General features: G+C 69.7%; 21 protein-coding genes and 5 pseudogenes. 17 read left to right on the top strand and 9 right to left on the bottom strand.

Features of this window, described 5'->3' with window-relative positions; all coding sequences use genetic code 11:
* Positions 1-20 precede the first annotated feature (20 nt).
* A pseudogene (locus OG734_RS41590) lies at positions 21-218 on the top strand (GNAT family N-acetyltransferase); the annotation flags it as partial.
* 284 nt (positions 219-502) lie between these two features.
* Positions 503-688: a hypothetical protein gene (locus OG734_RS41585; protein ID WP_046707792.1), complete on the top strand. Its 186-nt coding sequence runs from the start codon at positions 503-505 to the stop codon at positions 686-688.
* A gap of 69 nt (positions 689-757) precedes the next feature.
* Here the strand turns inward: OG734_RS41585 and OG734_RS41580 are convergent.
* Positions 758-870: pseudogene (locus tag OG734_RS41580) on the bottom strand (Fe-Mn family superoxide dismutase); the annotation flags it as partial.
* A gap of 117 nt (positions 871-987) precedes the next feature.
* On the bottom strand, positions 988-1941 hold the full coding sequence (locus tag OG734_RS41575; RefSeq protein ID WP_330292549.1) for a Ppx/GppA phosphatase family protein: 954 nt from the start codon (positions 1939-1941) through the stop codon (positions 988-990).
* Between the two features lie 293 nt (positions 1942-2234).
* Between OG734_RS41575 and OG734_RS41570 the strand changes: the two genes are divergently transcribed.
* From OG734_RS41570 to rhaS, 6 genes and pseudogenes are all read left to right on the top strand, one after another.
* Entirely contained in the window at positions 2235-2660 is a 426-nt protein-coding gene (locus tag OG734_RS41570; RefSeq protein WP_330292548.1) for a GNAT family N-acetyltransferase, read from the top strand.
* A gap of 155 nt (positions 2661-2815) precedes the next feature.
* Positions 2816-4189 (top strand): hemolysin family protein, encoded by a 1374-nt coding sequence (locus tag OG734_RS41565; protein ID WP_330292547.1) that lies wholly within the window; start codon positions 2816-2818, stop codon positions 4187-4189.
* A complete protein-coding gene (locus OG734_RS41560; RefSeq protein ID WP_330292546.1) occupies positions 4186-5223 on the top strand; it encodes a hemolysin family protein in 1038 nt (345 codons plus the stop codon). The genes OG734_RS41565 and OG734_RS41560 overlap by 4 nt, the downstream gene beginning before the upstream one ends.
* Before the next feature lie 69 nt (positions 5224-5292).
* The gene (locus OG734_RS41555; RefSeq protein WP_330292545.1) at positions 5293-6132 is read left to right on the top strand and encodes an SGNH/GDSL hydrolase family protein; all 840 of its coding nucleotides are present in this window, start codon (positions 5293-5295) and stop codon (positions 6130-6132) included.
* A gap of 52 nt (positions 6133-6184) precedes the next feature.
* Positions 6185-6744, top strand: a pseudogene (locus tag OG734_RS41550) (transposase); the annotation flags it as partial.
* Positions 6745-7674: 930 nt separating this feature from the next.
* Positions 7675-8763 carry a rhamnose ABC transporter substrate-binding protein gene (gene rhaS, locus OG734_RS41545; RefSeq protein ID WP_443065011.1) on the top strand — a complete coding sequence of 363 codons (1089 nt, stop codon included), beginning with the start codon at positions 7675-7677 and terminating at the stop codon, positions 8761-8763.
* Between the two features lie 124 nt (positions 8764-8887).
* Here the strand turns inward: rhaS and OG734_RS41540 are convergent, their stop codons facing one another.
* Complete coding sequence (locus OG734_RS41540; protein WP_330292543.1) at positions 8888-9286, bottom strand: VOC family protein; 399 nt, start codon at positions 9284-9286, stop codon at positions 8888-8890.
* A gap of 163 nt (positions 9287-9449) precedes the next feature.
* Positions 9450-9566 (bottom strand): annotated as a pseudogene (locus OG734_RS41535) (chaplin family protein); the annotation flags it as partial.
* Positions 9567-9721: 155 nt separating this feature from the next.
* Between OG734_RS41535 and OG734_RS41530 the strand changes: the two are divergent.
* From OG734_RS41530 to mug, 5 genes are all read left to right on the top strand, one after another.
* Positions 9722-11062: a radical SAM protein gene (locus OG734_RS41530; protein WP_330292542.1), complete on the top strand. Its 1341-nt coding sequence runs from the start codon at positions 9722-9724 to the stop codon at positions 11060-11062.
* Positions 11059-12075, top strand: a complete 1017-nt coding sequence (locus tag OG734_RS41525) for an aminotransferase class I/II-fold pyridoxal phosphate-dependent enzyme (protein WP_330292541.1) — start codon at positions 11059-11061, stop codon at positions 12073-12075. Before OG734_RS41530 ends, OG734_RS41525 begins: the two co-directional genes overlap by 4 nt.
* Positions 12072-12881, top strand: coding sequence for a class I SAM-dependent methyltransferase (locus tag OG734_RS41520; RefSeq protein ID WP_330292540.1), 810 nt, complete (start codon positions 12072-12074; stop codon positions 12879-12881). The genes OG734_RS41525 and OG734_RS41520 overlap by 4 nt, the downstream gene beginning before the upstream one ends.
* Positions 12882-13106: 225 nt before the next feature.
* Positions 13107-14549, top strand: a complete 1443-nt coding sequence (gene purB, locus OG734_RS41515; protein ID WP_330292539.1) for an adenylosuccinate lyase — start codon at positions 13107-13109, stop codon at positions 14547-14549.
* Positions 14546-15088, top strand: a complete 543-nt coding sequence (mug, locus tag OG734_RS41510) for a G/U mismatch-specific DNA glycosylase (protein WP_330293980.1) — start codon at positions 14546-14548, stop codon at positions 15086-15088. The genes purB and mug overlap by 4 nt, the downstream gene beginning before the upstream one ends.
* Before the next feature lie 26 nt (positions 15089-15114).
* Here the strand turns inward: mug and OG734_RS41505 are convergent, their stop codons facing one another.
* Both OG734_RS41505 and OG734_RS41500 read right to left on the bottom strand, forming a co-directional pair.
* Positions 15115-15840, bottom strand: coding sequence for an ABC transporter permease (locus tag OG734_RS41505; protein WP_330292538.1), 726 nt, complete (start codon positions 15838-15840; stop codon positions 15115-15117).
* A 2-nt stretch (positions 15841-15842) separates the two neighbouring features.
* Positions 15843-16778: an ABC transporter ATP-binding protein gene (locus OG734_RS41500; protein WP_330292537.1), complete on the bottom strand. Its 936-nt coding sequence runs from the start codon at positions 16776-16778 to the stop codon at positions 15843-15845.
* A 108-nt stretch (positions 16779-16886) separates the two neighbouring features.
* Here OG734_RS41500 and OG734_RS41495 point away from each other — a divergent pair, with 108 nt between their 5' ends.
* From OG734_RS41495 to OG734_RS41485, 3 genes are all read left to right on the top strand, one after another.
* Entirely contained in the window at positions 16887-18077 is a 1191-nt protein-coding gene (locus tag OG734_RS41495) for a sensor histidine kinase (protein ID WP_330292536.1), read from the top strand.
* A gap of 14 nt (positions 18078-18091) precedes the next feature.
* Complete coding sequence (locus OG734_RS41490) at positions 18092-18760, top strand: response regulator transcription factor (RefSeq protein ID WP_330292535.1); 669 nt, start codon at positions 18092-18094, stop codon at positions 18758-18760.
* Between the two features lie 239 nt (positions 18761-18999).
* Positions 19000-20157, top strand: a complete 1158-nt coding sequence (locus OG734_RS41485) for an ROK family transcriptional regulator (RefSeq protein ID WP_330292534.1) — start codon at positions 19000-19002, stop codon at positions 20155-20157.
* A gap of 90 nt (positions 20158-20247) precedes the next feature.
* Here OG734_RS41485 and OG734_RS41480 read toward each other — a convergent pair whose 3' ends face one another.
* Positions 20248-21009 (bottom strand): GntR family transcriptional regulator, encoded by a 762-nt coding sequence (locus OG734_RS41480; RefSeq protein WP_330292533.1) that lies wholly within the window; start codon positions 21007-21009, stop codon positions 20248-20250.
* 111 nt (positions 21010-21120) lie between these two features.
* Positions 21121-22023 carry an RNA polymerase sigma-70 factor gene (locus tag OG734_RS41475; RefSeq protein ID WP_330292532.1) on the bottom strand — a complete coding sequence of 301 codons (903 nt, stop codon included), beginning with the start codon at positions 22021-22023 and terminating at the stop codon, positions 21121-21123.
* 169 nt (positions 22024-22192) lie between these two features.
* Between OG734_RS41475 and OG734_RS41470 the strand changes: the two genes are divergently transcribed.
* Positions 22193-23035, top strand: coding sequence for an alpha/beta fold hydrolase (locus OG734_RS41470; RefSeq protein WP_330292531.1), 843 nt, complete (start codon positions 22193-22195; stop codon positions 23033-23035).
* 519 nt (positions 23036-23554) lie between these two features.
* On the opposite strand, the pseudogene OG734_RS48170 reads toward OG734_RS41470, so the two are convergent.
* Positions 23555-23932, bottom strand: a pseudogene (locus OG734_RS48170) (EamA family transporter); the annotation flags it as partial.
* Positions 23933-23939 lie beyond the last annotated feature (7 nt).

Genomic DNA, 23939 nt, shown 5'->3' with positions numbered 1-23939 from the left:
CGCTCTGCTCGGCTCGTCCCATGAGTGATCTGCACATCCGCCCTGCCACCCACGCGGACATCAACACCGTGCTGCGGTTCTGGCGCGAGGCCGCCGAGGGAACCAGCATCGGCGACGACCGCGACGGCGTGGCCCGACTTGTCGACCGGGACCCCGAAGCCCTGCTTCTCGCAGAGCGCGACGGGGTCCTCGCGGGCACGGTGACAGCCGGTTTCGACGCCGCCGGCGTCATCCCCCGCGGCCTTCTCTCCAGTGCAGGGGCAGCGCCGAACTCCCCACGCCGGCCGACCGACACCTCGAGCCCTGCCGATACTTCAGTGCGGGCCTCTGCGCCGCCGCGGAGTAGCGCTCCGACCACCGTCCGGTGGCTCGGCGGATCGCGGCAACCGCCGGGCTGCGACCGACATCCTGTTGACAGGACCGATCAGCCCGTAACCTCGCGACCTCGGGTAAAACGCCAACAGCCCATGCTGACCGGCGCGTTGGAGGTAGCTTCGTCGGCATGAGCAATGACATCCGCATAGACCGTGCCCCGTCCTCCGGGGGCGGCATTCAGATCACGGTCAGCCTTTCCCCCACGGTTTTGGCGAAGCTCCAAAAGGACGGCTCCTGGACGGAGTCCATCAGCGAAGGCCAGGTCACCGGCGACGGACCGGCCATCACCCAGATCGAGTTCAAAGTGCCGTAGGTCCCGCAGCATGCGACTGCCCTGCATGCTCGCCAACGCCGGGCGCGGCAGGGAAGCTGTGCTGGTGGCTGATGTCTGTGTGGTCGCGGCAGCCTCGGTGAGCTGCGCTTGAAGCCCGCGAACGAGCCGAAGGATTCGGCGATGGCGTCCGCGAGCTCGCCGACGCCATCCTGGTCGAGGGGCTAGGCGTCGTCGCCGGTCGGCGACGCCCACGCCGGACAAGGCCCCTGTCCGGCAGGAGTCCGACAGGAGGGTGGAAGCCGAACTCGGCAAGTCTTCGGGAGTCAGGTCCGTTGGGCTCAGCCGACGAGGCGGGGGCTGCCGACCGGGGTGGGAGCCACACCGAGGTGTTCGAGCAGTAGCCCTTCCCGGGTGGACCACGGGCAGATCTCGACGCTTTTGGCCCCGCAGGTTTCCATGAGGGCCTGCGCGATCAAGGCTCCCGCCAGGGACTGTTCGGCGCGGTGGCGGGAGATGCCCGGCAGCTTGGCACGGTGGGACGGTGTCGCGTCGGCCAGCAGGGAGACCGCCGTGTGCACTTGGGACAGCGTCAGCCGCCGCTTCGTGCGCGGCGTCCTGCTCTGGGCGGCGGCGAGCCGGGCGAGCTGTTCGAAGGTCTTGGAGCTGGCCAGCACCCGCCCTCCCAGCTCGGCCTGCGGCAGGCCGGGGACGGCTTCCAGGGACCGGCGGAGGTGCTGCAGGATCTCTGCGAGGCAACGTCGGGACGGCACTGTGCCGCCGGGAAGCAAGTCGCGGGTGATCCTGCGGGCGCCCAGCGGCAGCGAGTGCACGACGCGAGGTTGCTCTCCGGTGCCGGAGGCGATCTCCACGGTGCCGCCGCCGATGTCAAGGACCAGCAACTGCCCGGCCATCGGACCTGCCCACTGGCGGGCGGCCACGTAGGCCAGCCGCGCCTCCTCCTCGCCCGTCAGCATGCGCAGCCGGGTGCCGGTAGTGCGTGCCACCCGCGCGATGATCTCGTCACGGTTGGGCGCGTCCCGGATGACGGAGGTCGCGAACGCGAACACTTCCGGTCCACGCGGACGCGAGTCGGCGGCAACGGCCTCGGCCACTGCCCGCTCGACACTCTTCATACCGACCTTGTCCAGCCGCCCCTTGCGGTCGAGGGTCTCGTGCAGTCTCAGCCGAACCTTGCGGGAGAACACCGGCTCCAGCACCGTACCCGGACGCCGCCGCACCACCGTCAGCAAAGCACTGTGACACCCGACATCGAGCACACCAGCCTGACGCATCCCATCGCCTCCCCCTGCTCCCCGCGCTCGACCCAACCGGCGCCTTCTCCCGTCCGTCCTCCGACACCCCTCGACGACAGCACGCCGAGGATTCCGGGCCAGCACGTAAGCATATCGTCACCGTCCGCGCACCCTCCGCCGCCCGGACCATCGCCGCTCGCTCAGGCGGTCTCGCCGGCCGGGAGACCTGCATCGGGCCATGACTGTCCGCCGGAACAGCTCACCCTCCTCTCCGTTCCCCGGCAGCGACAACCCGTTCGCCAGACAGGCAAGCCCACTGCTTGACTCACCCCATGAGCGATCTCCACATCCGTTGCGCCACCCTCTCGGACATCGATGCCGTACTGCGGTTCTGGCGCGACGCCGCAGAAGGAACGAGCATCAGCGACGACCACGACGGAGTGTCCCGACTCATCGCACGAGATCCCGAAGCCCTGCTTCTCGCAACGCGCGACGATCTGCTCGTCGGAACCGTCATAGCGGGCTTCGACGGATGGCGATGCTCCGCCTACCGACTGGCCGTACGCCCCGACCACCGCCGACAAGGCATCGCCACCGCCCTGTTGCAAGCCGCCGAACAGCGCTTCGCCGCACTCGGCGGACGACGCGTCGACGCCATGGTCCTCGAAGCCAACGAACAGGCCCACCGCACGTGGGCCGCGGCCGGATACCATCGCGAGGACCACTGGCGACGCTGGGTCAAGCCCCTCACCGACTGAGCCACTTTGCGCATCCTTTACCATTGGTGGACCAGTTACTTCTCCGAGGAAAGGTGTGAGCGTCCGTCCATGGGCGAGCCTCCCAGTAGCAACAGCAGTACTCGACGTCGAGCGATCCCGCCGGCCCTGCCCGATCCTGGGACGGAGGTGAACCGATGACCGAAGTGCTTCTCCTCCTGGTGGCTGTCCTGCTCTCCCTGGCCTGTGGCGCGTTCGTCGCGGCGGAGTTCTCCCTGACCACGGTCGAGCGCAGCGCGTTGGAACGCGCGGTGGAGCGCGGCGAGCGGGGTGCCGCCGGCGCCCTGAAGGCCGTACGGAACCTCACCTTCCAGCTCTCCGGCGCGCAGCTCGGCATCACGGTCACCAATCTGGTGGTCGGCATGCTCTCCGAGCCGTCGATCGCCGCGCTGATCGCGGGCCCGCTCGAGTCGCTCGGCGTCTCGGCCTCGGCGTCCTCCTCCCTGGCCCTGGTGATCGGTACGGCACTGTCGACCGTCTTCCTGATGGTTGTCGGCGAGCTCGTGCCCAAGAACTGGGCGATCTCCTCACCGCTGGCCGTAGCCAAGCGGGTGGCGACGCCGCAACGCTGGTTCAGCGCCGCGTTCCGGCCGTTCATCACACACCTCAACAACACGGCGAACCGTTTGGTGCGCCTCTTCGGCATCGAGCCCGCCGAGGAGTTGGCCTCCGCCCGCGGACCGCAGGAACTCGCGGCGCTGGCCAGGCACTCCGCCAAGGCGGGCGCCCTGGAGCCCGACACCGCGGAACTGTTCGTACGAACCCTGAACCTCGCCGACCTCACCGCGGAGAACGTGATGACACCGCGCGTCCAGGTCATCGCTCTCGACGCCCAGGCGACCTGCGAGGACGTGGCGAACGCGACGCGGGCGACCGGGCTGTCCCGGTTCCCCGTCTACCGCGGCAACCTCGACTCGGTCGTCGGCGTCGCCCACATCAAGGACTGCCTCGCGGTGCCCGCGGAACGTCGCCCTCTGGTACGCGTCTCCGAACTGATGCGCGAACCACTGCTCGTCCCCGAGTCACTGACCGTCGACCGGCTCCTCGACCGGCTCTCCGGCAAGCGCACGATGGCCGTCGTCATCGACGAGTACGGCGGTACGGCGGGCGTGGCCACGCTGGAGGACATCGTCGAGGAGGTCGTCGGCGAGGTACGGGACGAGCACGACCCGCACGAGACGTCCGACCTCGCCTCTGCTGGCGTCGACGACGAGGGCCGCGCCCTCTACTCCGCGGACGGCGCCGCCCGCACCGACCAGCTCGCCCGCCTCGGTCTCCGGCTGCCCGAGGGGCCGTACGAGACGCTCGCCGGCCTGGTCGCGACCGAGCTGGGCCGTATTCCGCAGGCCGGTGACACCGTCGAGGTCGCCGACTGGCGTCTGGACGTGGTGGACGCCTCGGGCCGCAGGGCCGCACGCGTCCTGCTGCACGCGCCGCACGCGAGCGCGGCGACCGATGAACCAGACGCAGGCAAGGCTGACAAGGCTCGTAAGGAAGGGGAGGCGAAGTGACCACCGTCCAGCTGCTGATCGGTCTGGCGACACTGATCGTCAACGCCTTCTTCGTGGGCGCCGAGTTCGCGCTGATCTCCGTACGCCGCAGCCAGATCGAGCAGTACGTCGAGGAAGGCGCCGACGGGGACCGTGCGGACGGCGACCGGCGGGCGAAGAGCGTGCTGTGGGGCCTGGAGCACGTGTCCGCGCTGATGGCCGCGGCCCAGCTGGGCATCACGCTGTGCACGCTGATCCTCGGTGTGGTCGCGGAACCGGCGATCGCGCATCTGCTGGAGCCGGTGTTCCACGCGGTGGGCGTTTCCGAGGGCGCGGGCCACGCGGTGTCCTTCGTGATCGCCCTCGCCCTGGCGACCTATCTCCACATGCTGCTCGGCGAGATGGTGCCGAAGAACATCGCGCTCGCCGAGCCGGTGCGCAGCGCGCTGCTGCTCGGGCCGCCCCTGGTGGCCCTGGCGCGGGCGCTGAAGCCCGTGATCTTCACGATCAACGCTTTCGCGAACACGCTCCTGAAGCTGCTGCGGGTCGAGGTCAAGGACGAGGTCACGGCGACCTTCTCGGACGCCGAACTGGCCCGTCTGGTCCGGGACTCCGGCGAGGCGGGACTCATCGACGACCGCGCGCGGGAACGCCTTCACGACGCCCTGGAACTGGGTCGGCGGCCGGTGCGTGACGTCGTGCTCCCGCTGGAAGGCGTCGTCTACGCGCGCGTGGGCGTCACCCCGGAGGAGCTGGAGCAGCTGTCGGCCGAGTCGGGCTTCTCGCGCTTCCCCGTGGTGGACGAGGAACGCCGGATCGCCGGCTATCTGCACGTCAAGGACGCGCTGGACGCGGCGCCCCGGGACCTCGCCTTCCAGGTCCGCGACATGCGGCCCATCGCGAGCGTACGGGCGGACACGCCCCTGGACGACGTCCTCACGGCGATGCGGCGCAGCCGTACTCACCTGGCGGCGGTGCAGGGCGAGGACGGGCTGCTCGCCGGCCTGGTGACGATGGAGGACGTACTGCGCGAGCTTTTCGGACAGCCGGTGTAAAGGCCGTGGACCGCTTTCCGGAGGTCGACCGACCGCTGGGTATGTGAACGGGCTATCATCTCTGTCGCCATGCAAACGAATGCCTCATACACCAGCCTTGTCGCGGTCGGCGACTCCTTCACCGAGGGCATGTCGGACCGGCTGCCGGACGGTACGTACCGCGGCTGGGCCGACCTCCTCGCAGCCCGGATGGCCGCCCGCACGCCCGGATTCCGGTACGCGAACCTCGCCGTGCGCGGGAAGCTGATCCGGCAGATCGTCGACGAGCAGGTGCCCGTCGCGGTGGCCATGGAGCCCGACGTGATCACGCTGGTGGGCGGGCTGAACGACACGCTCCGCCCCAAATGCGACATGGGGCGGGTGCGCGGGCTCCTGGAGGAGGCCGTGGAGCAGCTGGCGCCCGCGTGCAAGCAGCTGGTGCTGATGCGCAGCCCCGGCCGGCAGGGCCCGGTCCTGGCTCGCTTCCGGCCGCGTATGGAGGAACTGTTCACCTGCGTCGACGACCTCGCGTCCCGGCACGGCGCGCTCGTGGTCGACCTCTACGGCGCTCCCTCCCTCGGCGACCCCCGCCTGTGGGACGTCGACCGGCTGCACCTGACGGGCGAGGGCCACCGGAGGGTCGCCGAGGCGGTCTGGCAGACCCTCGGATACGAGGCCGAGGACCCGGAGTGGCGTACGCCGGTGCCGGCCACGGCCCCGCCCGGCTGGGGCGCGCGCCGGGTCGCGGACGCCCGCTTCGCCCGGCAGTACCTGCTGCCGTGGATAGGCCGCCGCCTGACGGGGCGGTCCTCCGGGGACGGCCGGACAGGCGCCCAGTTCAGCGCTGAGCTGGGCAAAGCCTTCTGGGTCACCCCTGTGGACCACACAAACCCCGGCCCTGTGACGGACTGGCGACAGGTGGGGCCCTGACCCGGAGCCTCGCCCGGCTGCCATGCGTCGCGCTCGGAGTCGCTCTGCGAAGAAGGCATGGACGCCGGCCTACGACGCGGGAGGCACCGAGTGGCCGGGCGCCTGGGTCGCGGAGATCACCGACATGCCCGACCTCTCCTCCTGGCCCAAGGGCATGCGGCTGATCGTCAGAAAGGAACGGCCGCGCCCCAGCGCACAGTTGCGCTTCACCGATCTCGACGGACTGCGGCTGTCCTGCTTCGCGACCAACACCGAAGGCGGCCAGCTCGCTCCCCTGGAACTGCGTCACCGCAGACGGGCCCGTTGCGAGGACCGGATCCGAGGCGCCCGCGACACCGGACTGCGCACCCTGCCCCTGCACGACACCGCCCAGAACCGGATCTGGCTGGAGATCGTCTCCCTCGCACTCGGCCTCCTCGCCTGGATGCCGATGCTCGCGCTGACCGCCAAGGCCCGTTGCTGGGAACCCAAAAGCTCCGCCTGCGGCTGTTCTCCGCCGCCGCGCAGTTGGTGAACACCGGCCGCCGCTACTGGCTCCGCTTCACTGCCCGATGGCCCTGGACCGACGTCATCACCCACGCCATCGACCAGCTCCACATCCTCCCGAACCCCCGGTTGACCAGCTACCTCGACCGTCCCGACAACCGGCACCATCACACCGGCGATGTGGAACCCGGCGCCCACCAGACGCGACAGCCTGGCGCTCCGCGTGCAGCGGCACAGAAAATGCCGCACCCCACAGACGCAGCGTGCCCGTCAGTAGACCAACGAGGACTCATGAACGATCGCGGCTAATACGCCGAAGTCAGTAGTCATGGCCCGGGACTCGGTACCAGGCGCAGGCCATACCACCGAGCCTGTACGGACGCCTCACAGAGGCTGCAGTACCGGGAAGAACGCAGTGCGGTCACGGGAGCTGGTGACGGCGGTGCGGAGGACACGTCGGCGAGGAACGCGGGCATGGCGGCAACCGGGAGTCAGGCCTTGATTGAACCGATTCACCAGCCAGCATCCTGACCGAATTGGGTGGAAAATTCAGACAGTACAGGTAGTTGACGGTCATGAGAGGAAGCCTTAGGGTCCGGATCTATGCAACTTGAAAGCATTCAACCGGTCGAGGCGAGTAGGCCACGGCCAGCGGGATCGAGCCGTTCTGACGCTCCGTCAGACCGCAAACGCTTTCGTATCACCGCCGCTCAGCGGTCTGACGTGTCCGGCTGCCTCGGCAACCTGGACTAGCCCGCACGAAGCCCTGCGTCTCGCTTGTCAGAGGCCAGTGCCACCTAGGGTCCAGAGAGCACATCAATCGCCCTTCTGCCTCTCTGTGAGTCGAGCTAGGGAGAGCCGAAGCATCGACTCTGTACCGGCATCGAAAGATCTCAACGCCCCGATATTCTCAGCTCTTGAGGAATCGTCCCTCAATCCAAACCCGTCCAGGTGTCACGCCTAGGACGTCTCATTCCTGATGCCCGCAGCCGCCAGGAGTGCCGAGGAGACTGCTCGTACAGCACCACTTCCCCGACCCGAGGAAAGAGTAGTGTTTTGAACAATTTTATGACACGCCGTACAGTATCGGCGCTGGCCGTCATTATCCCGCTCACGCTTCTCACCGCCGCGTGCGGTAGTGAGAATAAAGATCCCGAGAGCGCTGTGCCGACAAACCCCACTACCGCAAAGAGAGGTTATCCCCTGGATCCCATAAAGAAGGGGATGACTATCGCCTTCGTCCCGAAGCAGTTGGGAGGGAATCTCTATTTTTCGGCTGCGAGCCAAGGTGGTAGGGAAGTCGTCGAGAAGCTCGGCTCGACATTCAAAGAGGTTGGCACTCCTGACAGTACCGACACAGCGGGGCAGGTGAAGTACATCAACCAACTCACCGACGAGGGAGTTGATGCCATCGTCGTCTCGGCGCAGGACCCCGACGCTCTTTGCGGCGCGCTCAAGCACGCGATGGACAAGGGCATCCGGGTGGTCACGTATGACGCCGACACGCGCCCCGAGTGTCGTAACGCCTTCGTCTCGCCTGCTGACCCGGACAAGTTGACCTTTCCGCTGGTCCAGTCGCTGGCGGAGCAGATCGACTATAAGGGAGAAATAGCGATTCTCAGCGCTTCCAAGAGTGCGACGAACCAGAACAACTGGATCAAGTACATGAAGGAAGACCTCGACACCGACTCACGCTACACAGACATCAAACTGGTCACCGTCGCCTACGGCGACGATAATACAGATAAGTCCTATCGGCTCACCGGGAGTCTCCTCAAAACGTACCCGAACCTCAAGGCGATCATCGCTCCGACCTCTGTCGGCATCAACGCTGCCGCTCAGTACCTGTCACAATCACCCTTCAAGGGCAAGGTCAAGCTGACGGGCCTGGGAACGCCCAATGGCATGAGGGAGTATGTCAAGGACGGTACGGTCGAGAGTTTTCGACTCTGGGATCCCACCGAACTCGGGAAACTCGCAGCGTGGACTGCGGAGTCCCTTGCCTCGGGACAGATCACAGGACGAGAGGGGCAAGGCCTCAGCACCATGGACGGACATTTCTACGCGCTCGGAATCAATGGCGTTATCAACCTGGGCGATTCGACCGCCTTCACCATCAAAAACATCGACAAATACAATTTCTAACACGGTCATTCGCCGGGACGACTGCTGTTTCTCCTGGTCAGTGAGCTTCTTCAGCGTTGCCGCTCCGTAGTGAGGACGGCTACGGCAATTGGAGTAATCGTCAAGACCTGTGGATCGGTTGATCTCAGTTTTGTTGTGGTGGGCTGATCGCGACGAGTTCGACCTCGAATCCGTCGTCGTTCTCCAGATAGGCGGCATAGTGCTGGGCACCGCCGGCGTGCGGGTGCCGGTCTGGAAACATCAGATGCCAGCCATGCCGAGCCACGTCGGCGGCCAGCTGGTCGACCGAGGTTTCGTCTTCGACGTGGAAGGCCAGGTGGTTCAGCCCTGGCCGGCAGCGGTCGTGCCGGTCGGCGGTGAGGGCCGGGGACTGCTCAAGGACCAGGTAGGTCGGCCCGAGCCGCCAGCCGCGTCCGTTGTTCCAGCTCTGGAAGAGGGTGTGGCCCAGCGTCTCCAGCAGCCAGCCGAGAAAGGCGACCGCGCGGTCGAGGTCCGGCACCCACAGCTCGACGTGGTGCAACATGCCGCTGGTGGGCCGGTTCACGCCGCCACCGCCTCGGGGCGTTCGACGAGGTGGCCGCGTTCGACGGAGCGGAGCAGTCCCACCAGAAATCCCAGGGACGAGCCCCGGTGATCTGCTCAGACGACGCGGCCAGCGTGTACGGCCTGCTGCCCGGCACATTGGCGGGAACCTGGAGCAAGTTCCCACCGAGGACTCCGGGAGAACCGATCGCGGCGCCGTCAGCATTGGCATCGGGGTGCGATCGGGTACTCGTGACGAAGGAGGGCAAGTCCTCGGCCACACCGGGCTGGTCAACGGTCTCCAGGTCACCGGTGGCCGTGTCGTGGACCGCGGCAGGGCGGGGCGTGTCGTTGACGACGGATCGGGATCGGGACACCGCGTTCCACCTGCAGTTCGGCCCATGTCGTCTGAGGCCCGTTCATGCATGATGACGGGATGAACCATGGCGACCAGCGCTTCCACGTCATCGTGCTGTCGAACTTCGCGAAGGGCTTCGACAAGTACGCGAACGCTTACGGTAAAGCGGGGATTCCGGAGAGTACCTATCCCGACCGGTTCCACCTGCTGACCCGTGCGGAGTTGGGAATCGGCATCGGCAAGGCGCGACGCCTGCTGGACCGTCTGGCCATTCCGGGTGACCGGCTGCTGGTGCTGGAAACCACGGTGGACCCCGACAAGCTGGTGCCCAACGTGTCGACCGGCCTCGGCATGGAACTGCACGAGGCTCGCATCCGGTTGTCAGCAGTCCACGAACTCGACCGAGCCGGCGACGAGTTCACTCTGCGCCCGACAACCGTCGAGGACGCGATGGCGTCCTCCCTGCACCTGCACGGTTCGGCACTGCGTCGCTACGCCGACACGCGACCGCGCTCGGTGTCGCTTCTGCCGGTCGCCTCCGCCTGCCAGGCCCGGTGTTCGTTCTGCTTCTCCTCGGCTTCGATCTCCAGCGACCAGGCCCCGGCACGGGTCCCGTGGGACGCGGTCGCCCACTGGCTGGAGCGCGCCCGTGCGGCAGGTGCCGAGCGTGCAGTGATCACCGGCGGCGGGGAGCCCACGCTCATACCGTTCGAACAGCAGCTGCGACTGGTGTCCGCCTGCTCGGCGGCCTTCCCCAAGGTCGTCCTGATCACCAACGCGCACACCCTGGCGAAAGGCCGGCACGCTGATCGGGCCGACCGCCTCGCAGCCCTGAGCGCCGCGGGCCTGAGCGTGCTGGCGGTCTCCCGGCACCATCAGGACGACGCCGTCAACGAGCGGCTGATGATGCTGCGCACGCCGGTGAGCTCTGTCATCGACACCTGGCGCGTGGAACGTGACCGCTGGCCGGGACTGCGGATGAGGTTGATCTGTGTACTCCAGCACGGCGGCGTCGCCGACGCGGCCGAGGTCGCCGACTACCTTTCGTGGGCCGCGGCTCTCGGTGTCGAGGAAGTCTGCTTCAAAGAGCTCTACGTATCCACCAGCACCGAGTCGCTCTACTTCGACCGCGCCGCCAACGTCTGGAGCCGAGAGCACCAGGTCTCACTGTCCATCGTCACCGGGTTCGCCGAGCAGCACGGTTTCGAACTGGCGAGCCGCCTGCCCTGGGGCGCGCCGGTCTACCACGGCAGCTGGGACGGACAGCCGATGCGGATCGCCGCTTACACCGAGCCCAGCCTGCTCTGGGAACGCACCAGCGGGATCGCACGCAGCTGGAACGTCATGGCTGACGGACGCTGCTACGCCTCCCTGGAAGACCGGGCCAGCGAGATCGTGCCGGAAGGCGCAGCGGCATGAGGTTCGAGGAGTTCCAGGAATTCCGGCAGCGGCAACTCGGTGCTTCCTCGTCGCTTCTGGACGCCGCCGAGACCAACGTGTACCGGGCGCTTGCTCCGGTGCGGCCGGAACCGCCGACCGACATGAGTACGGTGCACCGGTGCGATCTCGCCCGAGCCTGGCTGCAGCGCTTGGAGCTGCCGGAAGAGTGGTCCGGCCACGCCATGGTCTGTCGAGGGGTCCGGCACGGGCTCGGTGTGGTGTTCCACCGGCTGCGCGCCGTGCACGCGCGGTTGTGGCTGCCCAGCGACGTGTACCCGGTCTACTTCGAGCTGGCCCGCGCTGCGGGCCTCGAGCCCATGTCCTACCCGACGCTACCGGCGCCGGCCCTGCCGAGGTCGCCGGGGGATCAACGGCCCGAATATCTGCTGCTCGCCAACCCCAGCAAGCCGCTCGGCCGTTACCTGTCCGATGCCGAGTGCGCCGCGGTGATTTCGTGGTTGCGGGAATCACCACGCCGCCGCCTGCTGATCGACAGCGTCTACGACCTGGGAGCCCCGTTCGCTGCCGGCACACGGCGATTGCTGGACACCGGTTGCGCGGTCCTGCTGCATTCGGTCACCAAGGGATGGCTGTGGCCACGCACGTTCGGCGTGGTCCTGCTGGGCCCGGCGCACGCCGAATGGGCCGAAGCGTTCCGGGCGGATCCGCCGACGCCAGCACAGCTGAGGCTCGCCGACCGTCTGCTGACCGAGCACAGCGACGTGCCCCGGCGGGTCGTCGACGAACTGGCCGCACGGGCTGAGCGGTTGTTCGAACGGTTGCCGGACGAGGTGCTCGGGGCGATTCCCACGGCGAGCCGGACGTGTCCCGGCAACTATTTCTTCCCGGTTGAAATCCCGGCGGAGACGCTCCAGCGTGAGTGCGGCGTGCTCGCCATGCCGGTCAGCGTGTTCGGGGAGAGCAGTTGGTCCGGCTCCATCCTGACCAGCCTTGCTGACGCTTTCGGCCCGACGCCGACGGTGGCGCGATGAAGCCACTGGAGGACCTGGCCGTGTACGACGATGCGGACTTCTACGATCAGGAGTTCACCGCCCGCACCCACGACATCCCGTTCTTCCTCGGCCAAGCGGTCCGGGCGGACGGTCCGGTCCTGGAGGTGGCCTGCGGAACCGGGCGCATCACCCTGCCGATCGCGCGGGCGGGTGTCGAGGTCACAGGGCTTGACATCATGCCCTCGATGCTTGCGCGTGCCCGTCAGCGGGCCGAGGACGAGCGACTGCCGGTCGAGTGGCTGGAACAGGACTGCCGAGACATCCGCTCCGACAGGCGCTTTTCCCTGGTGTTCTCGGCAACCAACGCGATGCAGCACCTGCACGACGTGGATTCCGTGGTCGCGTTCCTCGCCTCGGCGCGAAACGTGCTGCGACCAGGCGGAACCCTGATCCTGGACGTGTTCAACCCCGACATGGCCAAGCTGTGCCGGCTCCCCGAGTCGCCCTACCACCACAAGTCGGTCGCGGACCGGGACGGGGCGAGGCTCGACGTGCGAGCGACGACCAACTACGACGCCGCCGCCCAAGTGCTGCGCTTCACGCTGGACTACCTACGCGACAGCGTGTGCGTACGCACCAAGAAAGTCAGCATGCGCTGCTTCTTTCCCGAGGAACTCCTGGCGCTCTGCCGGCTGGCCGGTCTCCACGTCGTGCAGCGCTACGGGGACTACGATCAATCCCCGTTCACGAGCACCTCGCCGAAGCAGCTCCTGTTCTGCCGCTCCCGAACCGCCAACGGCCAGATCGGCGACCCGCCGTCGGTACCGGTCAAGCATCCGAGCTGAGCCGGCACCGCATTCCGGGCAACATGACCCCATAGGCACGCCGTCCGGGGACGGGATGCCGGCGAAACGGCCGGACCTGTCGCCGTACGAGGACTGACCGCGGAACTTTCCTCGCCCCGCGACAAACTGTCCCGGTCGACCCACCGGCGTGACGCAGATCTCGTAGGTTCCACCGAACGCATCCCTGGCGCTGGCCTGCACGAACCGCCAGTAGAATCCGTGCACGTGACCGCCGCACCCGCAAAGCCCCGCATCCCGAACGTCCTCGCCGGACGCTACGCCTCCACCGAGCTCGCCACGCTCTGGTCTCCCGAGCAGAAGGTGAGGCTGGAACGGCAGCTCTGGCTCGCCGTGCTGCGGGCCCAGAAGGACCTCGGCATCGAGGTGCCCGACGCCGCCCTCGCCGACTACGAGCGGGTCCTCGACACCGTCGACCTGGCCTCCATCGCCGAGCGCGAGAAGGTCACCCGGCACGATGTGAAGGCGCGGATCGAGGAGTTCAACGACCTCGCCGGGCACGAGCAGGTCCACAAGGGCATGACCTCGCGCGACCTCACCGAGAACGTGGAGCAGTTGCAGATCCGGCTCTCGCTTGAGCTGGTGCGCGACCGTACGGTGGCCGTGCTGGCGCGGCTCGGGAAGCTTGCCGGTGAGTACGGCGAGCTGGTCATGGCCGGCCGCTCGCACAACGTGGCCGCGCAGGCCACCACCCTCGGCAAGCGGTTCGCGACCGCCGCCGACGAGCTGCTGGTCGCGTACGCCCGGGTCGAGGAGCTGCTCGGGCGGTATCCGCTGCGCGGTATCAAGGGTCCCGTGGGCACCGCCCAGGACATGCTGGACCTGCTCGGCGGGGACGCGGCCAAGCTCGCGGAGCTGGAGCAGCGGATCGCCGGGCACCTGGGCTTCTCCACCGCCTTCACCTCCGTCGGTCAGGTGTACCCGCGCTCGCTCGACTACGAGGTCGTCACCGCGCTGGTGCAGGTGGCCGCCGCGCCCTCCTCGATCGCCAAGACGATCCGGCTGATGGCCGGGCACGAGCTGGTGACCGAGGGCTTCAAGCCCGGCCAGGTCGGCTCGTCCGCGATGCCGCACAAGATGAACACGCGTTCCTGCGAGCGCGTCAACGGGCTCATGGTGATCCTGCGCGGCTACGCCTCGATGACGGGCGAGCTGGCGGGCGACCAGTGGAACGAGGGCGACGTGTCGTGCTCGGTGGTGCGCCGGGTGGCCCTCCCCGACGCGTTCTTCGCCCTTGACGGGCTGCTGGAGACCTTCCTGACGGTCCTCGACGAGTTCGGCGCCTTCCCGGCCGTCGTCGCGCGCGAGCTGGACCGCTACCTCCCCTTCCTCGCCACCACCAAGGTGCTGATGGGCGCGGTGCGCGCGGGTGTCGGGCGTGAGGTGGCGCACGAGGCCATCAAGGAGAACGCCGTCGCCTCCGCGCTCGCCATGCGTGAGCAGGGCGCCGAGCGCAACGAACTCCTCGACAAACTCGCCGCCGACGAGCGCATCCCCCTGGACCGCGCGCAGCTCGACGCCCTGATGGCCGACAAGCTGTCGTTCACGGGCGCCGCCGCCGACCAGGTCGCCGTCGTCGTCGGCCGGATCGAGGAGATCGCCAAGCAGCACCCGGCTGCCGCGGCCTACACGCCCGGAGCGATCCTCTGACCCGCTTCACCCAGGCCGAGCTGGAGGCCGCCCGCGACCGTCTCGTACCGGACGTCACCGCGGACGGCCTCCATGTTCTGTTCTGCGGCATCAACCCGGGCCTGATGACGGCGGCGACGGGTCACCACTTCGCCCGCCCCGGCAACCGCTTCTGGCCGGTCCTCCACCTCTCCGGGTTCACGCCGAGGCTGCTGAAGCCTGCCGAACAGGGCGAGTTGCTCGCGCACGGGCTCGGCATCACGAACGTCGTCGCGCGGGCGACCGCACGGGCCGACGAGCTGTCCGCGGAGGAGTACCGCGAGGGCGGGCGGCTACTGGCCGCGAAGGTGACGCGGCTGCGGCCACGCTGGCTGGCCGTCGTGGGCGTGACGGCGTACCGTGCCGCCTTCGACGACCGCAGGGCCCAGGTGGGCCCTCAGGAGCGGCAGTTCGGCGACACGCGCGTGTGGGTGCTGCCCAACCCGAGCGGTCTCAACGCGCACTGGACGGCGGCGACCATGTCCGAGGAGTTCGGACGACTGCGGGACGCGGCTTCCTAGGGTGTGTACGGGTGCGCGTACGTCCGTCACGCGTCCCGGCGCCGCACGCTCCACGCCCCCGCGAGCAGTGCGGCCGCCGTCCAGAGCGCGGTCACCGCGAGACCGGTCCAGGGGCCGAGCAAGCTGTCGGACGTCTCGTGCAGGACCACCTGGCCCGCCCGGTCGGGCATGAAGTCGGTCAGCCCACCTGCCACGTCCCCGACCACGAACGAGATGATGAGGACGAACGGGATCAGGATGCTGAGCGTGGCCACGCCGCTGCGCAACAGGGCGGTGAGTCCGGCCGCGAGCAGTGCCATCAGCGTGAGGTAGATGCCGCAGCCGACGACGCCACGCGCCTGTTCGCCCAACGTGAGTCCGCTCGCCTCGTCGCCCAGTCCCGCCCTGGCGGCGGCGAGCGAAGCGGCGGCGGTGACCAGTCCCACCACCAGGACCGGTACGCCGATAGCCGCGATCTTGGCCGCGAACCACCGTCCACGCTGTGGCACCGCCGCCAGGGAGAGCCGCAGTCCGCCGCCGTGGAACTCGGAGGAGACTGCCGTCGCGCCGAAGGCGATGGCGGCGATCTGGCCGGGCCCGACTCCGGAGAGCGCCATGAACAGCGGGTCGAACTCCGGGTCGGACGTACTGGAGACGCCGGCGAGCGCGGAGAAGGCCGTGGAGACGGCGAATACCGCCAACAGTGCGCCGCAGAGGGAGCGGAGCGTACGGATCTTCAGCCACTCGGAGCGCAGAACGGGTGCGAACGGCATGGTCAGGCCTCCTGGGGCTGCGTCGGGGACTGCTGGGCGGCGAACTCGGTTTCGGACATCGTCAGATCGAGGTAGGCCTGCTCCAACGTGCCTTCCTCCGTGGCCAGTTCGAGTACCGGCACGTCGGCGTCCGACGCGAGTCGCCCGATGTCGTCCACGCGTGCGTGGTGCACGGTCAAGTGCCCGTCCTCGTGCTCGACGGCCTCGTATCCGTGGCTCGCGAGGGCGTCCTTGAATGCGGCGTCCTTCGTCGTGCGCACCCGCACACGCGGCTGCACGCGCGCGTGGATGAACTCCCGCATCGGGGTGTCGGCGAGGAGGTGGCCGCGGCCGAGGACCACGAGGTGGTCGGCGAAGGACGCGGTCTCGTTCATGAGGTGGCTGGACACCAGGACCGTCCGGCCCTCGCCGGCCAGGCGGCGCAGCAACTCCCGGATCCAGATGATGCCTTCGGGGTCGAGTCCGTTGGAGGGCTCGTCGAGCAGCAGCACGGGCGGATCGCCGAGGAGGGCGGCCGCGATGCCCAGGCGTTGGCGCATGCCCAGGGAGTACGTCTTCACGCGGCGTCTCGCGGCGGACGCGAGCCCCGTCTCCTCCAGGACCTCGTCCACCCGGCGCTCCGGGATGCGGTTGCTCACCGCCAGCACCCGCAGATGGTCGCGTGCGGTGCGTGAGCCGTGCGCGGCCTGCGCGTCGAGGAGGGCGCCCACCTGGCGCAGCGGTTCGTCGAGCGTGGCGTAGGCGCGCCCGCCGACCGTGGCGGTGCCGGACGTCGGCCGGTCCAGGCCGAGCACCAGCCGCATGGTGGTGGACTTTCCGGCGCCGTTGGGGCCGAGGAAGCCGGTGACGCGGCCGGGCAGGACGCGGAAGGTGAGGTGGTCGACGGCTCGCGTCGTGCCGTACTCCTTGGTGAGGTTCTGGACGTCGATGCTGGTCATGGCAGCAGCCTGGCCGCCGGCCCGGCACGGGCGCCTCCCCCGCCGGAGGGTTCCGTCTCCCCCGCCCGGGGGAGGTCTGATGTCAGTGCCGCCTGTCACGATGTCGGGATGATCCGCATCCTGCGCCCGTTCAGCCGGGCGGTCACGTACACACGATGGCTGCATCTGTTCATGGCCGTCGTGTGGCCGGCCATGTGGCTGTTCGTCTGGGACGGGTGGTGGATCTGGTTCGCGTCGGCCGGGCTGCTCGGACTCGCCGGGCTGGTGCCCGCGATGCGGACCGTGGAGGGACTGCAGGCCAGACTGCTGCTGATCGACCACCGCCATGGCAGCAACGGGGACAGCGACGGAGGCAGTTCGGGGATTGTCGCCGTCTCGTCCGTCACCTGGGGAGACCGGGGCCGTACGGTGCTCTGGCTGGAGGCCCGGCTGCTGCTCGGGGGTCTGGTCTCGATGCTGACCGTCCAACTGCCCATCACCACCCAGAATCTGGTGATGACCGCGCTGGGCGACACACCGGGGGACGACGGTGCCCTGCTGCGCGTCGAGAGCCACCACTGGTGGCACGCGCTGTTCGCGCCGCTGCCGCTGATCCTGCTGGCCGCGGTGGTGGTCGGCTCGGGCGAGCTGATCACCCGGCTGGCCGGGCGCCTGCTCGGCCCCTCCCCCACGGAGCGTCTCGCCGCCCTGGAGGAGCGCACCGAGCAGCTCCTGGAGCGCAACCGCATCGCCCGTGAGCTGCACGACTCCATCGGGCACGCGCTCACCGTGGCGGTGGTGCAGGCGGGCGCGGCCCGTGCGGCGGGCGATCCCGCGTTCACCGACCGGGCGCTGGACGCCATCGAGGAGACCGGCCGGGCCGCATTGGAGGACCTGGAGCGCGTCCTCGGCGTACTGCGGGAGTCGGGCAGGCCCGTGAGCAGCCGCCCGGCCCTCACCGAGGCCGACCGCCTCCTGGAGTCCGCGCGCTTCTCCGGGGCGAAGGTCGACATGGAGGTGACCGGTTCTCTCGACGGTGTGCCGGGTCCGGTGTCCCGCGAGGGCTATCGCATCCTCCAGGAGTCGCTCACCAATGTGCTGCGGCACGCGGGGGCCGTTCCCGTCCGGGTGCGTATCGGGGTGGCGGACGACACCCTCGCCCTGGAGGTCCGCAACCCGCTCACCGCCGCGATACCCGGCCCCGGCCGGGGCAGCGGTCTGCGCGGCATACGGGAGCGTGCGGCGCTGCTGGGCGGCCGTGCGCGGACGGGGCCCGACGAGGGCGACTGGCAGGTGCACGTCGAGCTGCCGCTGCGCTGATCTACGCTGACCGGATGCCCGTAACCGTGCTCCTGGTCGATGACGAGCCCCTCGTACGTGCCGGTCTGCGGGCCGTGTTGGAGGCTCAGCCCGATATCGAGGTCGTCGGGGAGGCGGCGGACGGGGCCGCCGTCATTCCGCTGGTCAGGCAGTTGCGGCCGGATGTCGTCGCCATGGATGTGCGGATGCCGCTGATGGACGGGATCGAGGCCACGCGCGCGGTGCTGCGGACCGTGCCGGAGCCGCCGAAGATCCTGGTGGTGACGACGTTCGAGAACGACGAGTACGTGTACGAGGCGCTGCGGGCCGGTGCCGACGGCTTTCTGCTCAAGCGGGCCCGGCCGGCCGAGATCGTGCACGCGGTCCGGCTGGTCGCCGAGGGCGAGTCGCTGCTGTTCCCGGCCTCGGTACGGCGGTTGGCGGCCGAGTACGGCGACGGCGACAACGGCGGCAATCGGGCCGCACGGGCGGTTCTGGAGCGGGCGCGGCTGACCGAGCGCGAGGCGGAGGTGCTGCGGCTGATGGCCCGGGGGCTGTCCAACGCGGAGATCGCCGCTCGGCTGGTCGTCGGGACCGAGACAGTGAAGTCGCACGTCAGCGCGGTGCTGGCGAAACTGCAGGCCCGGGATCGTACGCAGGCGGTCATCGTGGCGTACGAATCCGGGTTCGTGGCGCCCGGATGATCCCGGCTCGTCGGACAGGTCGGGGACGTCCGGCTCTCGCCCGGGTGCTCCGCGCCGAGTACGATCCGGCCCACACGCGCACCAAGCGCTCCGCTGGGAGCGCGGTGATGTATCTGCGGGCCGGTGGGGGGCTGGTCGCGCCCCGTGGCGGAGCCGCAGATCGATGTCGCCCCGCGCCCCTTTCCGGGCGCGGTAGCGCAGCCGACTTCACCAGGGCCGCTTAACTGGGAGGACGTACGTTGGGGCAGCTGACCGGTGGGGATCCCTCGCTGCTGCGGAGGATCAATTCCGCGGTGGTGCTGCACGCGCTGCGTGCCACGGACTGCGCGACGCTGACCGAGATCACCCGGGTGACCGGGCTGTCGCGGCCGACTGTCGAGGGCGTCGTCGAGGGGCTCATCGAGGGCGGGCTCGTCGTCGAGAAGGCCGCCGACGAGAGCGTCGCCCGGCGGCAGGGGCGGCCTGCGCGGCGGTTCCGGTTCCGGGCCGAGGCCGGGCATCTGCTGGGCCTTGAGATCGGGTCCCATCGTGTTGCCGCGCTGCTGTCCGACCTCGACGGGCGGCTTCTGGGGTCGATCTCGAAGGACGTCGACGAGGCGGCGCCCGCGGACGAGCGGCTGGAGCGGCTGCGGTCGGCGGTCGCCGAGCTGCTGCGCCGGGCCGGGGTGGCCCGCGACTCGCTGCGGGCCGTGGGCGTGGCCACCCCGGGGATCGTGGAGGCCGACGGGGTCGTACGGCTGTGCACGGCGCTGCCGGAGTGGACCGGGCTGCGGCTCGGTGAGCGGCTCAGCCGGTCCTTCAAGTGTCCTGTGCTGGTGGAGAACGACGCCAACGCGGCTGCCGTCGCCGAGCACTGGAAGGGCGCGGCGATCGACTCCGACGACGTGGTGTTCGTGCTGGCCGGGCTGAGTCCGGGCGCCGGTTCGCTGATCGGCGGACGGCTGCACCGGGGGTACGGCGGGGCAGCCGGGGAGATCGGCGCGCTGCATCTGCTGGGCCGGGGGGCGACCCCGGAGGTGCTGCTGTCGACCACGGGCGAGCCGCTGCACCCGCTCGACGAGGTGGCGGTCGCCGAGGTGTTCCGCCACGCGCGCGAGGGCGACGAGGGGGCCCGCGCGGCCGTCGACCGCTTCATCCAGCGGCTGGTCCACGACGTGGCCGCGCTCGTCCTGGCCCTCGACCCCGAGCTGGTCGTCGTGGGCGGCTGGGCGGCGGGGCTGGACGGCGTGCTGGAGCCGTTGCGCGACGAGCTGGCGCGTTACTGTCTGCGCCCGCCCGGCGTGGCCCTGTCGCTCCTCGGCGAGGCGGCCGTGGCGACGGGCGCGCTGCGGCTTGCTCTCGACCATGTCGAGGAGCAGCTGTTCGCGGTGGAGGGGACCGTGACGGCCCGTCGCTGAGCCGCCCGAAAACGCCGGATGCCCAGGAAGCTGAAGCTCTTCCGGGGCATCGGGATCGTACGGCTCAGCAGTTCTGCGGCGTTACGGCGGTCAGGACGCGCGGCGTTCCGGGCCGTGGTGGATCTCCACTCCCCCGGTGTCGCCGAACGTCAACCGGCACGTGTCAGCGCGGTACGTGGCGACGGAGAGCGCGGCTGTGCGGCCCTGGGCGAAGAAGCGGGTCGTGACGACGAGGACGGGGGCCCCGGGGAGGCGGTCCAGTTCCTTGGCGTCGTCCGCGCGGGCCGAGCCGAGCTCCACGGCGCGGTCCTGGCCCTCCAGCTCCAGGCGCTGCAGTTCACGCAGCACCGCACGCGCGCGTGCCGCGCCGGACGGGGCGTCTATCCCCGTCAGGTCGGGCACCGAGGCGGCCGGGACGTAGAGCAGCTCGGCGGCGACCGGCTGGCCGTGCGAGACACGGGAGCGGCGCACAGCGTGGACGGGCTCGTCCGGACCCGTCTCCAGGGCGGCGGCCACCCCCACGGCCGGTACGGTCAGCCCGCTGTCCACGGGCTGCCAGGCGTCGTCCGCCACGCCCGGCCACGCGTGCTGGGCCGTGCCGACGGCGACGCCCATACGCGGCGGGGCGACGGTCGTACCGACACCGCGGCGGCGCTGGAGCCGGCCTTCGAGTTCGAGCTGTTCCAGTGCCTGGCGGAGCGTGGCCCGGGCGACGCCGAAGCGGGCCGCGAGGTCGCGTTCGTTCGGCAGGATCTCGCCCACCGTGAACTCGGAGTCCAGTGCCTCACTGAGCACGGTCTTCAGATGCCAGTACTTCGGCTCCGGCACCGTTTCCAACTGCGTGGTCCCCACCCTGTCCTCCGCAATCGCCGTGGTCCGGCGGCGTTTTGGCGCCCTTGTTTATTAAAGGTTGTTGCACTTTCCTGCGACCATAGGGCGACCCTGAGGCTTGGTCAAGACCAATCAGCCTTCCTGGGGAGTGGCCAGGGAACGCACCTTGTCGGGGTTGCGGATGATGTACACGCACTGGATGCGGCCGTCCGCCACATCCATCTGGAACACCGCGTCGGGCTTGCCGCCGGCCAGGACCAGCACGGCGAAGCCGCCGTTGACCTCCAGGAAGCGGAACGAGGCGTCCACGAGACCCTTGGCGGCGGTGCCGACGACGAAGCGGCCCACGTGGTCGGCCGACTCCAGGATCCGGCGCGGCGCCCGTGCCAGACCGCCGCTGTCGGCGACGAGGCAGACGTCCGGGGCGAGCAGTTCCATGAGGCTCGCGAGGTCGCCCTGTTCCGCGGCGACGAGGAACCGTTCGGTCAGGTCACGGCGCTGGGCCGGGTCGACCTCGTAGCGCGGGCGCCGTTCGTCGACGTGCCGGCGGGCGCGTCCGGCGAGCTGGCGCACCGCCGGTTCGGAGCGGTCGAGCATGGCGGCGATCTCCGCGAACGGGAACGCGAAGGCCTCCCTGAGGACGAACACCGCACGTTCCAGCGGCGAGAGGGACTCCATGACGACCATGACCGCGAGGGACACGGTGTCGGCGAGCACGGCCCGTTCGGCCGCGTCCGGAACGGTGCCTGTGCCGCCGGCGAGTTCGGTGACGTACGGCTCGGGCAGCCACGGGCCGACGTACGTCTCGCCGCGTGCCTTCACCTGGCGAAGCCGGTCGATGGCGAGCCGGGTCGTGACGCGCACGAGATAGCCGCGTGGTTCGCGTACGTCGGTCCGGTCGGCGCCGGACCAGCGCAGCCACGCGTCCTGGACAACGTCCTCGGCGTCGGCCACCCGGCCGAGCATGCGGTAGGCGACGCCCATGAGGACGGGCCGGTGCTCTTCGAAGACGTCGGTCACGGTGTCGGCGGTCATTGCTCCATCCCAACCCGGCACCGAGGGCCGTGTCCAGCGAGTTGACGGCCGGTACCCGCCAGGGGCTACCCGTCGGTAGTAATTGCTGACAAGCTGTCTACGCAGTGCCCTGGACAGCCACGCAGATACGCAGACGTGTGTGTACACGTGTACGACGAGGAGCAGCCCCATGTCCGCCACCGTCGCCTTCGAGGTCCCCTCTCCGTACGGCCCAGGGGCCGAGACCAGGACCGTGACCCTGTCGTACGCGCGCGTGGGCGCCGGCGAACCACTTCTGCTGCTGCACGGCATCGGGCACCACCGGCAGGCCTGGGACCCGGTGATCGACATCCTGGCCACCGAGCGCGATGTGATCGCCGTCGATCTTCCCGGGTTCGGCGCGTCCCCCGCGCTGGCGGACAGTTTCGCGCACGACCTTGCGACGATGACCGCCGTCTTCGGCGGCCTGTGCGACGCGCTGAAACTGGACCGGCCGCATGTGGCGGGCAACTCGCTGGGCGGTCTGCTGGCCCTGGAACTCGGACGCGAGAAGCGCGTGCGGTCCGTGACCGCGCTCTCCCCGGCGGGGTTCTGGTCGCAGGCGGAACGGCGGTACGCGTTCGGTGTGCTGCTCGCGATGCGACGGGCCGCGCGGAGCATGCCGCTGCCACTGGTCGAGCGGCTGTCCCGCTCGGCGGCGGGGCGCGCCGTCCTGACGAGCACCATCTACGCCCGTCCCGGCCGCCGTTCACCCGAGGCCGTCGTCGCCGAGACGCTCGCCCTGGCGAACGCCCAGCGGTTCACGGACACCCTCAGGACCGGCCGCGACCTCCGGTTCACCGACGACGTCCCGGGCATCCCCGTCACCGTGGCGTGGGGCACTCGGGATGTGCTGCTGGTGCGCCGGCAGGGCATCCGCGCCAAGCGGATCATCCCCAAGGCGCGCCTGATCCGGCTCCCCGGCTGCGGCCACGTCCCGATGAACGACGACCCGGCGCTGGTCGCCCGGGTGATCCTCGACGGCAGCCGCTGACCGTACGAGGGCCGACGCGCCCGATCCCAGGGCGACTCCGGCACCGACGAGGGCGCTTCCGGCAGCTTGTGCGGCGCCGTAGGAGCCTGTGCCGACGAGCGGGGCGGTGCAGGCCGCGGCGACCGGGATGAGACCGGAGAAGAGTGTGGCGCGCTCCGCGCCGATCCGCTGCATGCCGATGTACCAGCACACGAAGCCGACGACGGTGACGACCGCCGCCTGCCACAGCAGCGCGGCGGTCTCGGTGGCGTCGGGCAGACGCAGCCAGCCGGTGCCGTCGAGAAGCACCCCGGCGAGCGCGGACTCGGCGGCGGCGAACCCGCACACGGTCGCGGACAGCAGCCGGGGTCCCAGGGGCCGCACCAACGGCACGGCGAGCACCGCGAACCCGACCTCGCCGACCAGCGCACACCCGGAGAAGGCGATGCCCACGCCGTCCGTACGGCCCCACCCCTGAACCGCGAACGCGCCCACTGCGACGGTCAACGCCCCGTACAGCACTGCCCGTTGGGGCCGCCGCCCGTCCAGAAGCGGCACCAGGACCGCCACGACCACGGGCGCGCAGCCCACGAACACCCCGGGCACCGCCGGTTCCGCGCTGCGTTCGGCGGCGATGACGGCCAGGTTGAAGCCGACCATGCCGACGGCGGCGAGCAGCGCGAGGCGAATCCACTGGCGGGCGGTGAGTGCCCGCAGCGGAGCTGCGCCGCCCCGGCCGACCAGGGGCAGGAGCAGCAGACAGGCCAAGCCGTAGCGCAGGAACTGCCCGCCCGCGTACGGGTAGTCGCCGAGGACGCTGTTGGCGGTGAAGGAGCAGCCGACGAGGACGGCGGCGAGGGCGGTGAGAAGGGCCCCGCGCGCGGGGGTGACGTCGGCCGGGTCTGCAGTGGCGTTCATGGAGGTG

The sequence above is a fragment of the Streptomyces sp. NBC_00576 genome, assembly GCF_036345175.1.
GTDB lineage: Bacteria > Actinomycetota > Actinomycetes > Streptomycetales > Streptomycetaceae > Streptomyces.
Note: the sequence above shows the minus strand (reverse complement) of the source record. Positions and strands in the feature narration are given on the sequence as shown.